Below are 15279 nucleotides of genomic sequence, written 5' to 3' on the forward strand. Positions count from 1 at the left end.
GCTGGCCAGTGCGCGCGCGATCACCTGCTGTGCCTGCTGCGATACCTGCGCATGCACGCGCGCCTGGCGCTCGCCCAACGCGGCCTGTTGGCTGCCCAGTGCCGCCTGTCGGTTGGCCAGTTCAGACTGCTGTCTGGCCAGGCGCTGCATGTCACGGGTACGGCCGGACTGCGCGGCCTCGCTACGGGCTTCCTGCATCGCACGACGTGCCTCGGCGGCGGCCTCACGTGCAGCCTCTCGCGCCACGGCCATATCGCTGGTCGCGCCGCGCGCCGCCTTCGCGGCTTCTGCGGCGGCCTCACGGTTGATGTCGTGGGCGGCCATCGCGCTGCGCGCTACCTCAGCGGCGGCCAGCGCAAGACGGCGTGACTCCTCGCCCTGCAGGCGGCCCATCTCACCCATCTGCCTGCCGAGTTCGCCCTGCTCGCGACCCAGCGCACTCTGCTGGCGGCCCAGTTCGCTCTGCTGGCGACCGAGGTCTGCGGCGCCGCTGTAGGCGCGCTGCAGGGTCTGGATCATCATCGGATCACGCACCACGTAGCGCTTGTCGCCCTGGCGGAACCACAGCGCCGGACCCTTGCCGAGCTGCCTGCGGGCCACCGTCACGTCGTCCATGCCGCCGTTGGCGAAGGTCGAATCGCCATCGACCAGCACGAAGGCCTCCCGGGGCGACTTGCCCAGATCGAGGCGACCGTAGGTCGTGATGGAGGTGGTGGTCGTGCCGTCATGGTCCTCATCCATGCCAGAGGCATCGTCGAGGTAGGCCACGTCGGCATCATCAGGACCGGACGGTTCTTCCACATCAGCCGGCTCGACCGGCGGCGCGGGCGCCACCGGCACGGCCGGAATGCGCGCGGACGAAGGCGGTGCGGGCGGCGCTTTCGGAGCCTTCGGCGGCGGCGGTACCACCGCCTTCGGTGCCGCCGGAGGCGCAGGCGGTGCCGGTGGCACTGGCGCAGCGACCAGCCGCATCGGCGCCACGCCCACCAGCACCACGGCGGCGGTCAGCGCCATTGCCAGAATGCGCGGGCAGGCCCGGCGCGGCTGCAGCGAGAGCAGGCGACGCTTGAGGCTGGTGGTGTTCGGTGCAGCACTCGCCACGCCCAGATGCGGCTGCGGTGCCACGCCCAGCTGCAGCAGCAGGCGACCATAAGCCTGGCGGCTGGCGCCGTGCTGGCCGACCACGGCCGCATCCACTGCTTCCTCGCGGGCCTGTGCGTATTCACGCACCGACAGGCGCAGCAGCGGGTGGAAGAAGAACAGGTGCTGGGCCAGTGCGGGCAGCAGGCCCCACTGCAGGTCACGCCGCTGCAGGTGCTGCAGTTCGTGGGTCAGTGCCAGGTCCAGCGCATCACCCTGCAGGGCGTTGTCGCCGGCCGGCAGCAGCAGCACCGGGCGGAACGGCCCGACCAGCTGCGGTGCGTCCACCTGCGTGCTCATCCACAGCCGCGGCGCAGGGCGCACGCCGTGTGCGTCGGAGGCCAGCTGCAGGGCCTGCACCAGCGCTTCGTCCTGGCAGGGATAGGCGGCGGCCAGCAGCGCCCGGCAGCGGCGCCACTCACCGAAGGTGCGCAGGGCCATCAGCAGCACGCCGGACATCCACAGCGCAGCCAGTGCAACGGCCCACCACGCCACTGCCGGCACCTCCGCTGCAGGCATCGGCATCGTCGCCAGCAGCTGCGCCGAGGCTTCCGGCGCCAGCGGGTAGACCAGATCTGCGGCAACGTCGGTGGCGGTCATCGCCACCGCCTGCGGTGCCGGCAGCCAGGCCAGCTGCAGCGGTTGGCTCCAGAACAGGCCGAGCACGGCCTGCAGCGACACCAGCCACCACAGGCGGCAGCGGGTGGCCGCCGACAGCGACGGCAGCGCGCGGCACACGCCGTACACCAGGGCCACCAGCAGCACGGTCTGCAGGCTGGTCCAGCCCAGCCGTTCCAGCAACGGGATCAGCATCGTGGTGTCCATGGCTCAGCCCTCGTGGCGACGCGATTGGAGTTGGGCGACCAGCGCTTCCAGCTCGGCCAGCTCGTTGTCGCTGACCTGCTGGCGCTGCGACAGGTAGGCCACGAACGGCGACACCGAGCCCTGCAGGGTGTTGTCGACGAACTGGGCCACGGCACCCTGCAGCACGCTCTCCGGGCCACGGGTGGCCTGGTAGCGGTAGACGCCGTCCTGCTGCTGGCGCTGAAGATACCCCTTCGCCCGCAGCCGCTCCATCATCGTCAGCACGGTGGAGCGGGCCAGGCCGCGGGCCTCGCCGTAGCCGCTGGCAACCTCGCCGACGCTGGCCGGCGCATGTTCATCGATGTACTGCAGCAGGGCCAGCTCCTGGTCCCCGATCGTCTTGCCACGCATGACACCACTCCCTTGACTACACGTGTCGCCACTTTCTGCGTGACGACAACTGTAGTCAACCCCCCGGAAGTCATGGGCCGACGAATGGTCGGGGGACGCCGCCCGGCTCAGTACTCCACCCGATACCCGATCGAGAAGGTCCGCCCTGCCGCCGGCAGGCTGGACATCTTTCCGTAGGTCGCCTCGGCCTGCTGGCCATAGACCGTGCGGTAGTCACGATCGGCCAGGTTGTAGATGCCCGCGCTGAAGCGGCCGCCTGCCAGCGGCAGCTCGCCGATCAGGTCGAACACCGCATAGCCGTGGATCTTCGCCGCCGGGGTAGCGCGGATGCTGGGACTGATCGCTGCGAGCGGCGCATCGCGCCAGGCACGATCGGTCCCGCCCACCACTTGTCCCTGCAAGCGCAGCAGGCTGTCATTGGCGAAGCGCCACTGCCCATGCACACCAGCCTTCAAGGGTGAAACGCGGAACGCATTGAGCTCACGCCAACGTCCGGCAGCATCGCGGTACTGGCCCCGGGTGCTGGCAAGGCTTGCGCCCAGCTCCAGCTGCGCCGTCGGCGTGTAGCGCAGGTTGGCCTCCACGCCCCACACGCGCTCATCGGTGTCGGCCACCGACACGCTGTAGTCGCGGTTGAACTGCACGGTCTTGTCCGAGCGGTTGTAGAACGCGGTCACCGCGCTCTGCAGCGATGCATCGCTGCGGCGCCAGCCCAGCTCATAGCTGTCGACCTTGATCGGGCCGACGTTGCGGCTGTCGATGACGAAGCTTGCCGGTACATCGCGCAGCATGCGCTGGGTGTCCGGCAGGCTGAAGCCCTGCGAGACGTTGGCGAACAGCTGTTGCGATGCATCCAGCCGGTACACCACGCCGGCATTGAACAGGGTCTGCGAGTGGCGCACGCGGCCGCCCCGCAGCAGGTGCGGCTGATACCCGGCAACGGCATCGGCGGTGATCGCTTCGGTGTAGGGAAGCGAGTCTTCTACGCGGTTGCGCAGGATCTGGTGGCGCACGCCGGCCTGCACGCTGAAGCGCTCACTCAGCGAATGGTCGGCCTGCAGGAACAGGCCAGTGGTATCCACGCGCACGTCCGGCCCCATCGCGTACTGCGCGGTGGGCTGGTAATCGAGACCGTTGCTGGCGATGAAGCGGTTGATGTCATACATCTGCCCGCGCTGGCTGTCCTGCTCACGCTCGTGGTCCACGCCGTACGACAGCTGCAGGCTGCGGCCCGCCACGTCGAAACCCTTGTGCAGCGCCGTGCGCAGGCCCCACACATCGATATCGGTATTGGACTGCATCGCCACATAGGCGAAGCCACCGCGCAGTGCCGGGTGCACCAGCGTCGACACCGACGGGAACCAGCGTCCCTGCTCGTTGCGGTAATAGGCTTCCACGCTCAGTTCCTGCCCGCCCAGTACATTGCGGTTGCGGTACTGCGCGTTGACACCCTGGTGCCGGGTACGCGGCTGCGCCTCCAGCTGCAGGCCAGGCAGCGCCTGGTGGCTGGGCGTGAATGCAGGGTTGAACAGCGCAGCCAGGCGCGGGCCATAGTCGGGGCCATGATCACTGTCCTGCTGATCGTCGAACCAGCGCACGCCCACGCTCAACTGCTGGCTGTCCGTCGGGGTCCAGTCGAAGCGCGCATTGAGTTCGCGGGTCTCGGTGTCCTGCCGATCGGTCTGCGCGATCTCCGGACCGATACGGCGGCCATGCGCATCCAGCGATGCGCCCTGCCGGCCATAGGCGAAGCCGAACGCGCCACTGAACTGATCGCCGCGCACGGTCATGGTCTGCGCGGCATTCCAGGCCAGCGTGTCACTGGACAGATGCGAGGGACTGCGCAGGCCGAACTGGCTTGCCAGCTGGACCGGCTGATCGCCGGGCTGCAGGGTGATGATGTTGATGATGCCGCCACTGGCGCCGGCGCCATACAGCGCGGTGGCGCCGGAGATCACCTCGATGCGCTCGATCATGGTCGGCGAGATGCTGTTGAGCTGGCGCGACCCATCGCGTGCGCCGGTCAACGGCACGCCATCGATCATCACCTGCACGCTGCGGCCACGTATGGTCATGCCGTAGTTGCTGGTGGTCCCGCTGGCCGGCGCCAGCGACGGCACCAGCTGGCCGAGGATGTCGGCGGTGCTGCGCCCGGCGGTGATCTGCTGGGCAATCTGTTCGTGCTCGATGGCATACACGGTGCCGGCGATCTCGGCCACGCTGCGTGCGCCTCGCACGGCGGTGACACTCACCGCATCCAGTTGCCGGGTGCCAGCCGTAGCGGACGTATTCTGTGCCGCCAGCGGGCCACTGATGGCCAACGCCAGCATCGCCAGCGGAAGGGTTGCTGCGGTCTGCCGCATGGTGTCCTCGTTGCGTATCAGGGGGAATCGATAGGCGCTGCGAAGCGGCGCATCAGCGGCCGGCACAGCAGCAACCCGAGCGCCGAAACTGCCGCCAGCGCGATGTAGTAGATGGGGTAGCCCAGGCCCTTGGCGAGGAAGCCAGACAACGCGCCGCCGATGAAATTGACCAGCAGTTCGAAGCACACGAGCAGGGTGAAATCAGTGCCGGCCTGGGCACGCGAACTGACCCGCATGAACAGGGCATACAGGCTGGTCATCGCCACATAGCGCAGCGCCAGCAGCGCGATCACCAGCGCGCCCAGGCCCCACCGTGACGTCGCCATCGCACCGCTGTAAAGCATCAACGCCAGCAGTACATACAACACGGTGCGCCACCAGCCAGCGTGCATCAGCAACTGCTCGGCCCGGCGCTGCTTGAGCAGCCAGGCGGCGCCCACCGCAGCCAGCATGCCGGTACCGGCACCACCCACCGAGATCAGCAGCCCGATCTCGGTCAGGCTGAACTGCTGGTCGACCAGCAGCGGATTGATCATCGCCATTGCGGGTGCTTCCACCAACCGATACAGCACGATCAGCAGCAGCGCCCAGCGCAGTTCGCGACGACGCAGCGCACGCAGGATGCTCGGCTGCGGCGCGTCGGGCCTGGCCGGCGTTTCGTTGATCTGCTGCACTGCCAGCAGGGTCAGTGCGCTCATTGCCGCCAGGCTCAGCAGGGCCACGCTCCAGCCGCGGGTTTCATACAGCCACAGCACACCGGCGCCACCGATCATGCTGCCCAGGGCCACGCCCACGCTCTGCGCCATGCTGCCCAGCCGGTGCTCGGCCGGCGCCAGCGCCTCCACGGTATAGCCGTCGATGGCGATGTCCTGGGTGGCGGCAATGGTCGAGATCCACATGCCGACCAGCACGAACACGACCAGGCCATGATCCAGGCCGGTGAACGCCAGCACCAGGATGCCGGCCAGCAGCAACAGCTGGGTCAGCCACAGCCAGCTGCGGCGGCGACCGAGGGCCGGCAGATGCCAGCGGTCCACCAGCGGCGCCCACAGGAACTTCAGCGCCCACGGCAGGTAAAGCAGCGACAACATGCCGATCCAGCGCAGATCCACGCCCTGGCTGCGCAGGATGGCCGGCACCGCCACGTTGTAGAAATACAGGGGCAAGGCATGCGCCATGTACAGCGCGACGATCACGCCCAGGCCGAACGGCGAAGCGGCGGCGCGCTCAGTGCGCATCAGCCTGCTCCAGGTGCTCGCCAATCCAGCGCATGCCCGCGCCGGCATCGGCGGTGACGAAGTACGGCACGGCCCAGGCCGCATGCAGCGCCGGAGTGTCCAGCCGCTGCTGCTCGGCGGCATCGCTGGCGATGCGCACCAGGCCCCGGCAGTACTGCCGGAAGGCGGCCTTGTACCGCTTGTACCAGACCGCCTGCAGGGCACGGTAGTCGTCGCAGAAGGTGGCACCGGGCGCGGTGCTGGCAACGAAGTAGAAGGGGCGGTGGGCATCGATCAGCGCCTGCACGCGGTCCAGCCAGTACCGGATCTGGTGCGCATCCACCGCGCCATGGAAGACGGCACGCAGCACCACCGCCTCGTTGATCACCAGACCCATCGCCATCGACCTTCTTGCTGAACAGGGGAAAGGGGCAGCGAGCCCCCGCAAATGAGAATAATTTGCAATACCATTGAAAGTTTAGGCGCGACGAAAGAAAATTTAGGCACGACAGCATTCGCGGGTGCCTTGCATGCAGGTCTATTCCTGCGCCGAACTGATGAGCGCCGCCCACGCGCTGGGCGGCCGGGTCGACTTTGAATCGGGCCTCCCCGATGCGCTGCCGGTGCTGGCCGGCTGGCAGCAGGTGCAGTCGATGGACAGCGGCCTGGTGCTCTACCTCAGCCGCAGCCAGGACATGGTCGGCGGCCGCAGCCAGAACTGCCTGCCTGCGGGTATCACCGCCAGTTTCCTGCTGCAGGGGCAGGCCGAAGTGGTCATCGCCAACCAGCGCTTGCAGATGGACAGCCGCCGGGACGGGAGCCCGGCGATGCTGGTCCACCTTCGTGAGGAGGAAGCGTTCCAGCGCCATTGGCAGGCGGGTCGTGAGGAAACCAAGGTCAGCCTGCACCTCGGCCAGGACTGGTTGTCGCGCCAGCTCGATGGCATTGCATCGGCCGGACTCACCCGCCTGCGACTGAGCCACGCACGCAACCAGGCGTGGCAACCGCCTGCGCCACTGCTGCGGCGGGCCGCAGCGTTGTTCGGGGCGGAAACGGCGGAGCCGCCTCTGCTGGCCAGCCTGCAACGCGAGAGCTTTGCGCTGGAAGTCGCGGCCAGCGTGGTTCGATCCGTGATCGCCGAACGCGAGGCGCCTGCCCCCAGCGCGCATCTGCGGCGTTGCGTGGACCAGTTGCAACAGTGGCTGCAGAGCGGCGAGGCCGATGGCCTGACCATCAACCAGATGGCGCGCAGGCTGGGTACGAACGCCGTCGACCTGCAAAGCACCTTCCAGCAGCTGCACGGCAGCAGCATCGCCGCCTGGCTGCGTGCTCTGCGCCTGCAACGGGCACACGATGCCCTGCTGCAACGACGGGTGTCAGTGGACGTGGCGGCCAGCCTGGCCGGGTACGCCCATACCAGCAGCTTCAGTGCCGCGTTCAAGCGGCAGTTCGGAAGGTCTCCTTCCCGGATCCGCTAGCCGCAGCAGGCACGCCCCGCGCACACAACCAGTACCTGCCTCGCAGCGCAGGTACTGCTTAAACCTTTTACGCACCCGCTGCATCCGATCCTCGACGCCCCCGCCGGAATTCCGCATGTTCCGCCCAACGCTTCGAGTCGTGCTCATGCTCATCAGTGCCCTGCCCTTCGCCGCCATCTCCGCCAGCCAGGACCAGGCCAACGACCAGACCCGCCGCCTGATCCGCCAGATCATGCTGGAGCAGCGCATTCCCGGGCTGCAGGTCGCCGTGGTCAAGCAAGGGCAGATCGTGCTCTCCGAAGCCTATGGCCTGGCCAATGTCGAGAACGGTGTGCTTGCCTCGCGCGACACCCGCTTCCCGCTCAATTCGGCCACCAAGGCGTTCACCGGCGTGGCTGCCGCACAGCTGGCACAACAGGGGCAACTGGATCTGGACGCGCCCGCCTCGCGTTACCTGGATGGTCTTCCGGCCACATGGAGGGAGGTGCGCGTGCGTCAGTTGCTGGCACACACCTCGGGACTGCCGGACATCCTGGATGCAGGCGGACTGCTGGGAGGGGGCTCCGAAGCGCAGGCATGGACGGCAGTCACCGCGCGCCCCATCGAAGCTGCGCCCGGGCAGCGCTTTGCCTACAACCAGACCAACTATGTGCTGCTGGCACGGATCATCGCGCAGCAATCGGGCATGTCCTACGAACGCTTCCTCGCCAGCGGTCAGTTCGGCAGTGCGCGCATGGCCCGCACCACCTTCGGCGACAGCTATGACCTGATTCCGGATATGGCGACGATGTACAGCCTGGCTCCGCGCGCCACCGATGCGGCCGACATGCCGCCGCGCCTGTCGCACTGGTTCTACGACATGCCGCCGAGCCTGTGGGCTGGCGGCGGCATCCTCACCACCGCCGACGACACCGCGCGCTGGCTGGTCGCGCTGACCGACGGGCGCCTGCTTCGGGATGCACCTCGGAAGAGGATGTGGACCGCAGAGCGCCTCACCGATGGCCGTGCTGGACCATGGGCGGGCGGCTGGCCGGTGCTGCGCGCATCGCCCGACCTGCAGGTGGCCGGTATCGGCGGCGCGCGCTCGGCCTTCGTCGTGTACCCCGACCGCGACGTCGCGGTGGTGGTGCTGACCAATCTGGTCGGCGCCAATCCGCAGCTGTTCATTCCACGCATTGCCGACTTCTACGCGACTGCTGAAACAGCGCTCTGAGCGCTGCCGGCCAGCGGCCGGCACTACCGGGGGCCGCACACGCCGCTTCTTCAGTGTCTCCACCTATGCTGTTGGCGGTATTCATTCCGCCACCACGTGCGCCGTCGCACGCTGCACGCAACCACACAAGGAACACCACCATGAAACATGCCATCGCCACCGCCGCCGTCTGCTTCGCCCTCGCCGCCTGCAGCAGCACACCGATGGCCCAGGTGCAGCCGATCGACGGCGTGATTTCCGGCCAGTGCCATAGCGACATGGTGCGTGGCGCACTCGGCCTGGCCGCCTCGGATGCCACCGTGGCCCGCGCCCGCGTGGACAGCGACAGCCTGCATGTACGGGTGCTGCGTCACGACGGTCCGCGGGTGCCACCGGCGCACGAAGGCGGTGACCGCCTGACCATCGAGAAGGGCCGCACCAACAACATCACCGCGATCTACTGCGGCTGAGCCGGCGCGCCCTGCGCAGCACGCGCAGGGTGGCCTGTTCCCACTGGCGCGGCCCACGCAGGCCGGCCAGCTTTGCCAGTTCACCGCGCTCCCAGCCGGCGAACACGCACGGGTCGATGTAGGCCTTGCGGCACACCGCCGGAGTGTTGCCCAGCAGCGATGCCACTTCGCACACCACCGCGCGCTGCGCCTGGGCCAGCGCGCGCTGGCTGGCCGGTTCCGGCAGCTCGGTGGCGGCGAACGCCTGCACCGCCGCGACGGTGCCGCCCCAGGTGCGGAAATCCTTGGCGGTGAAGTCCTCGCCCATCACCTCGCGCAGGTAGTCGTTCACCGCGCCGGAATCCACCGGCTGCAGCGCACCGTCGTCATCGCGGTACTGGAACAGCGCCTGCCCCGGCAGCTGCTGCAGGCGCCGCACCAGCAGCCCCAGCTTGCGGTCGCCCACGGTCACCTCCTGCAGCTGCCCGGACTTGCCGCGGAAGCGCATGCGCACCCGGCCGCCGCGCAGCAGCTCCAGATGGCGGTTGCGCAGCGTGGTCAGTCCGAACGAACGGTTCTGTTGTGCATAGGTTTCATTGCCGACCCGCACCAGGGTGTCCGCCAACAGCGCCACCACCATGGCCAGCACCTTTTCCTGCGGAAACCCAGGTCGCTTGAGATCCCGCGACAACCGCCGCCGCAGCGTGGGCAAGGCCTCGCCAAAGGCGATGATGCGGTCGAACTTGCCGGCGTCGCGCTCCTTGGCCCAGTCGGCGTGGTAGCGGTACTGCTTGCGCCCGCGCGCATCGCGCCCTGTGGCCTGCAGGTGGCCATTGGCGTGGGTACAGATCCACACCGCGGTATAGGCCGGCGGGATGGCCAGCGCACGGATGCGTTGCAGTGTGGTGGCGTCGCGTATCGCGTGGCCATCGGCATCGCGGTAACTGAAACCCTTGCCGGAGCGGCGGCGGCTGATGCCCGGCTGGGTATCGTCGACATAGCGCAGGCCAGCCGCGCGCGCGGCCTGTCGTTCGGGGGTGGAGGGGGTTGGCATGCCAGTAGTGTCGCCGTCGACATGCCGCGATCCTGTCGATAACACAAGACAAACACGTGAGGGCCGGTTCGCCGCTATGCTCGGGTCTTCACAACCCCTTCCGGAGTCATGATGTCGTTCCCGATTCGCGCCCGTTCGCTCTCCGCCCTGTTGCTGCCGGCCGTGCTGGCGCTGACCGCCTGCCAGGCACCGGCGCTGGACGAACAGGATTCGGCCACCGCCCATGCCCAGCAGGCGGCCGAGGCCGCCAAGGCACCGGCCGACGACACCGGCAAGGCCACCGAGGCACCGCCGGTCGGCACCTGCGACGCCAGCCAGGTGCAGAGCCTGGTCGGCCAGGCCTACACCGACGCGCTCGGAAAGCAGGCGCAGGAAGACGCCGGCGCCAACCAGGTGCGCGTGCTCAAGCCCAACGACGTGGCCACGATGGAGTTCCTCGGCGACCGCCTGAACATCGAAGTGGACGACAAGGGCGCCGTCAGCGGCGCGCGCTGCGGCTGAGTCAGACCCCGCGCCGGCACACGGGTGCCGGCGCTTTCTGTTGCACCTGCAACCGTGTATTGCGGCGTTGCAGCAACCTGTGATCTAGTCGAGGCATCCGGTGGCCTCACGATGCGCTCCAGGGATTGGGCGGGGACGAGTGTCGCCGCCAACCCTATACGCATCGAGGTAGAGATGGCCCCCCGCAACCGCCAAGGGCTTTACGACCCGCGCTCCGAGCGCGATGCCTGTGGATTTGGCATGGTCGCCCAGCTCGACGATCAACCTTCGCGCCTGTTGGTTGATACCGCCATCGCCGCGCTTTCGCGCATGACCCACCGTGGCGGTGTCGCCGCCGATGGCCTGACCGGTGATGGCTGCGGCCTGCTGCTGCGCCGCCCGGATGCGTTCCTGAAACTGCTGGCCAGTGAAGCCGGCATCAGCGTCGCCGCACGTTTCGCCGCCGGCGTGGTGTTCCTGCCGCACGACGCCGATGCCGCGCAGGCATGCCGCGCGCAGCTGCAGGCGCAGGTGGAAGCCGTAGGTTGCAAGGTCGCCGGCTGGCGCGAGGTGCCCACCGATGACAGCGTCTGCGGCCAGCTCGCGCGCGACACGCTGCCGCGCATCGAGCAGGTGTTCGTGGACGCGGGCATCGGCCAGGATGATGCCGGCTTCGCGCTGGCGCTGTTCCTGGCCCGCCGCCGCAGCGAACAGCAGCTGCGCGAACACGCCGACTTCTACGTCACCACCCTCACCCCGGATGCGATCAGCTACAAGGGCATGGTGCTGCCGGACAAGCTCAGCCGCTTCTTCCCGGACCTGCAGCGCCGTGAGCTGGCCTCCAGCGCGATCGTGTTCCACCAGCGCTTCTCCACCAACACGCTGCCGCGCTGGCCGCTGGCGCACCCGTTCCGCATGCTCGCCCACAACGGCGAGATCAACACCATCGAAGGCAACCGGCGTTGGGCGCAGGCGCGCAGCAAGGTGTGGAAGACGCCGCGCTTCGACATCGCCGAGTTCGACCCGGTCATCTCCATGCATGGCTCGGACTCGCAGAGCCTGGACAACATGCTGGAGCTGATGGTCGCCGGAGGCATGGAGCTGATCCAGGCGCTGCGCATCCTGGTGCCGCCGGCCACGCAATCACTGGAATTCAAGGATCCGGACCTGGCCGCGTTCTACGAATTCCACGGCCTGAACAGCGAACCGTGGGATGGCCCGGCCGGCATCGTCGCCTGCGACAGCCGCTATGCGGTGTGTACGCTGGACCGCAACGGCCTGCGCCCGGCGCGCTGGATGCTGACCGCCGACCGCCACTTCCTGGTCGCCTCCGAAGCGGGCGTGTGGGAAGTGCCGACCGAGCGCGTGGTGCGCAAGGGCAAGCTCGGCCCGGGCGAGATGATCGCCATCGATCTCAAGCGCGGCGACCTGCTCGACTCCGATGCGGTGGACCGCATCAACCGTGGCCGCGCGCCGTACAAGCAGTGGCTGCAACAGGGCGTGACCTACCTGCAGACCGAACTGATCGATCCATCGCTGGTGGAAGAGCCCTTCGACGAAGGCACCCTGCGCAGCTACCACAAGCTGTACCAGCTCAGCAGCGAGGAAGTGGAACAGGTGCTGCGGCCGCTGGCCGAAACCGAGCAGGAAGCCACCGGGTCGATGGGCGACGACACGCCGATGGCAGTGCTGAGCCAGCGCAGCCGCCCGCTGTACGACTATTTCCGCCAAGCCTTCGCGCAGGTCACCAACCCGCCGATCGATCCGCTGCGCGAAGACTGTGCGATGTCGCTGTCCACTCAACTCGGCAGGGAGACCAACATCTTCCATGCCGGCCCGGAGACGGTGAACCACGTCATCCTCAACTCGCCGGTACTGAGCCAGCGCAAGCTGCGCCAGCTGCTGAAGATGGACCAGTATGTGCAGGCCAACCGCCTGCTCGACCTGTCCTACGGCGAGGACGAAGGCCTGCGCGCCGGCATCGAGCGCATCTGCGCCGAAGCCGAACAGGCCGCCCGCGAAGGCATGGTGATGCTGCTGTTGTCCGACCGCTACCCGGTGGCCGGGCGGCCGATGGTGCATGCCCTGCTCGCCACCAGCGCCGTCCACCACCACCTCTCGCGGCTGGGCCTGCGTTGCGACGTGAATCTCATCGTCGAGACCGGCACCGCGCGCGACCCGCACCACATGGCCTGCCTGCTCGGCTTCGGCGCCACCGCGGTGTATCCGTACCTGGCCTACCAGACCCTGTTCGACCTGGGCCGCCGCGGCATCCTCAAGCTGAGCAAGGGGGGGGAGCAGTCGCAGATCGGCCGCCGCTATCGCAAGGGCGTGTACAAGGGCCTGTCCAAGATCATCTCGAAGATGGGCATCTGTACCGTGGCCAGCTATCGCGGCGCGCAGCTGTTCGAGATCATCGGCCTCGAACCGGAGGTCGTGGACCTGTGCTTCCCGGATACCGCTTCGCGCATCGGTGGTGCCGGTTTCGCGCGCCTGGATGCCGACGCACGCGAGCTGTGCGCGCAGGCCTGGGACGCGCAGCAGGACGTGGAGGTCGGCGGCCTGCTGAAGTACGTGCACGGCGGCGAGTACCACATGTACAACCCGGACGTGGTCACCACCCTGCAGCGCGCGGCGCGCAGCGGTGACCCGCGTGCCTGGCAGCAGTACTGCGATGCCGTGCATGCGCGCCCGCCGTCTGCACTGCGCGACCTGCTGCAGCTGGTACCGGCCGCCTCGCCGACGCCGATCGATGACGTGGCACCGGCCAGCGAACTGTTTCCGCGCTTCGATACCGCGGCGATCAGTCTCGGTGCGCTGTCACCGGAAGCACACGAGGCACTGGCGATTGCGATGAACCGCCTCGGTGGCCGCAGCAATTCCGGCGAAGGCGGCGAAGACCCCGCACGCTATGGCACCGCCAAGCGCAGCAAGATCAAGCAGGTGGCCTCGGGCCGCTTCGGCGTCACCGCCGAATACCTGGTCAATGCCGAGGTACTGCAGATCAAGGTCGCGCAGGGTGCCAAGCCCGGCGAAGGCGGCCAGCTGCCCGGCCACAAGGTCAACGAACTGATCGCGCGGCTGCGCTATGCGCGTCCGGGCATCGGCCTGATTTCGCCGCCGCCGCACCACGACATCTATTCGATCGAGGACCTGGCGCAGCTGATCTACGACCTCAAGCAGGTCAACCCGACCGCGCTGGTGTCGGTGAAGCTGGTCAGCCATGCCGGCGTCGGCACGATTGCCGCGGGCGTGGTCAAGGCCGGTGCGGACCTGATCACCATCTCCGGCCATGACGGCGGCACCGGCGCCTCGCCGGTCAGCTCGATCCGTTATGCGGGCGTGCCGTGGGAGCTGGGCGTGGCCGAAGCGCACCAGGCGCTGCTGGCCAACGACCTGCGCGGGCGTACCCTGCTGCAGACCGATGGCGGCCTGAAGACCGGCCTGGACGTGGTCAAGGCCGCGCTGCTGGGCGCGGACAGCTTCGGCTTCGGCACCGCGCCGATGATCGTGCTGGGCTGCAAGTACCTGCGCATCTGCCACCTCAACAACTGCGCCACCGGCGTGGCCACCCAGGACGAGCGCCTGCGCGAGAACCACTTCACCGGCCAGCCCGAGCGCGTGGAGAACTTCTTCCGCCTGCTGGCCGAGGAAGTACGTGGCTGGCTGTCATACCTGGGCGCGCGTTCGCTGGAAGAGATCGTCGGCCGTACCGACCTGCTGCGGCAGATCGACGCCGCGCCGCGCGACGGCGTGCGCGTGGACCTGTCACGCCTGCTGGCCGATGCCCGCTACGAAGGCAGTCACTGTGCCGCGCAGCGCCTGTACGAATCGCCGGACAGCCTGGCCACGCAGATGGACGGCCTGCTGGCCCCGGCCATCGAGCACAAGCGCGGCGGCGAACACCGCTTCCTGATCCACAACACCGACCGCAGCATCGGTACCCGCCTGGCCGGTGCGGTGGCACGCGCGCACGGCAACCAGGGCATGGCCGAGGCGCCGCTGGAACTGCGCTTCCGTGGCAGTGCCGGGCAGAGCTTCGGCGCCTTCAACGTCGGCGGCCTGCACCTGGAAGTGGAAGGCGAAGCCAACGACTACGTCGGCAAGGGCATGGCCGGTGGCCGCCTGGTGGTGCGTCCACCGCGTGGCGCCCGCTTCGAGGCACGCAGCACCGCGATCATCGGCAACACCTGCCTGTATGGCGCCACCGGGGGCGAGCTGTTTGCCGCCGGCCGCGCGGGCGAACGTTTCGCCGTGCGCAATTCCGGCGCGCTGGCGGTGGTGGAAGGCGCCGGTGACCACTGCTGCGAGTACATGACTGATGGCGTGGTGCTGGTGCTGGGCAAGGTCGGCCTGAACTTCGGTGCCGGTTTCACCGGCGGGCTGGCCTACGTGCTGGACGTCGACCGCGATTTCGTCGACCGCTACAACCACGAGCTGATCGACATCCATCGCGTGTCCGCCGAAGGCTTCGAGAACTACCGCCAGCACCTGCACCGCCTGATCGGCCGCCATCGCGAACTGACCGGCAGCATCTGGGCGCAGCAGATCCTGGACGAGTTCCGCGACTACATCGGCAAGTTCTGGCTGGTCAAACCCAAGGCCGCCAGCATCGAGTCGCTGACCGAAACCCTGCGACGCGCCGCGTGATGTTTTCCGGTAGTGCCGGCCGCTGGCCGGCAACGTTCCCC

Annotated in this window: 11 protein-coding genes; 5 read left to right on the forward strand and 6 right to left on the reverse strand. The window is 68.3% G+C overall.

Annotated features, from left to right (window positions below):
* From N5D91_RS19405 to N5D91_RS19425, 5 genes are all read right to left on the reverse strand, one after another.
* Positions 1-1965: M56 family metallopeptidase (locus N5D91_RS19405; RefSeq protein ID WP_279907123.1), on the reverse strand; the 1965-nt coding region annotated here is incomplete at its 3' end.
* Between the two features lie 3 nt (positions 1966-1968).
* Positions 1969-2355, reverse strand: coding sequence for a BlaI/MecI/CopY family transcriptional regulator (locus N5D91_RS19410; protein WP_180855496.1), 387 nt, complete (start codon positions 2353-2355; stop codon positions 1969-1971).
* A gap of 107 nt (positions 2356-2462) precedes the next feature.
* Positions 2463-4718 (reverse strand): TonB-dependent receptor, encoded by a 2256-nt coding sequence (locus N5D91_RS19415; protein WP_180855497.1) that lies wholly within the window; start codon positions 4716-4718, stop codon positions 2463-2465.
* Between the two features lie 17 nt (positions 4719-4735).
* A complete protein-coding gene (locus N5D91_RS19420; RefSeq protein WP_180855498.1) occupies positions 4736-5956 on the reverse strand; it encodes an MFS transporter in 1221 nt (406 codons plus the stop codon).
* A complete protein-coding gene (locus tag N5D91_RS19425; protein ID WP_239496512.1) occupies positions 5946-6338 on the reverse strand; it encodes a hypothetical protein in 393 nt (130 codons plus the stop codon). Before N5D91_RS19425 ends, N5D91_RS19420 begins: the two co-directional genes overlap by 11 nt.
* Before the next feature lie 127 nt (positions 6339-6465).
* Here N5D91_RS19425 and N5D91_RS19430 point away from each other — a divergent pair, with 127 nt between their 5' ends.
* The 3 genes from N5D91_RS19430 (at position 6466) to N5D91_RS19440 (ending at position 9075) form a co-directional block, all read left to right on the forward strand.
* Positions 6466-7413 carry an AraC family transcriptional regulator gene (locus N5D91_RS19430; protein WP_110710663.1) on the forward strand — a complete coding sequence of 316 codons (948 nt, stop codon included), beginning with the start codon at positions 6466-6468 and terminating at the stop codon, positions 7411-7413.
* A 145-nt stretch (positions 7414-7558) separates the two neighbouring features.
* The gene (locus tag N5D91_RS19435; protein ID WP_180855499.1) at positions 7559-8626 is read left to right on the forward strand and encodes a serine hydrolase domain-containing protein; all 1068 of its coding nucleotides are present in this window, start codon (positions 7559-7561) and stop codon (positions 8624-8626) included.
* Between the two features lie 140 nt (positions 8627-8766).
* A complete protein-coding gene (locus tag N5D91_RS19440) occupies positions 8767-9075 on the forward strand; it encodes a hypothetical protein (protein WP_099552786.1) in 309 nt (102 codons plus the stop codon).
* Here N5D91_RS19440 and N5D91_RS19445 read toward each other — a convergent pair.
* Positions 9053-10108: a DNA topoisomerase IB gene (locus N5D91_RS19445; protein ID WP_279907122.1), complete on the reverse strand. Its 1056-nt coding sequence runs from the start codon at positions 10106-10108 to the stop codon at positions 9053-9055. The two genes, N5D91_RS19440 and N5D91_RS19445, sit on opposite strands and share 23 nt — an antisense overlap.
* 111 nt (positions 10109-10219) lie before the next feature.
* Between N5D91_RS19445 and N5D91_RS19450 the strand changes: the two genes are divergently transcribed.
* Both N5D91_RS19450 and gltB read left to right on the forward strand, forming a co-directional pair.
* Entirely contained in the window at positions 10220-10609 is a 390-nt protein-coding gene (locus tag N5D91_RS19450; RefSeq protein ID WP_110710661.1) for an I78 family peptidase inhibitor, read from the forward strand.
* A 174-nt stretch (positions 10610-10783) separates the two neighbouring features.
* Positions 10784-15238: a glutamate synthase large subunit gene (gene gltB / locus N5D91_RS19455; RefSeq protein WP_180855501.1), complete on the forward strand. Its 4455-nt coding sequence runs from the start codon at positions 10784-10786 to the stop codon at positions 15236-15238.
* Positions 15239-15279: the final 41 nt, after the last annotated feature.

This window comes from Stenotrophomonas sp. GD03794, assembly GCF_029842145.1.
Lineage (GTDB): Bacteria > Pseudomonadota > Gammaproteobacteria > Xanthomonadales > Xanthomonadaceae > Stenotrophomonas > Stenotrophomonas riyadhensis.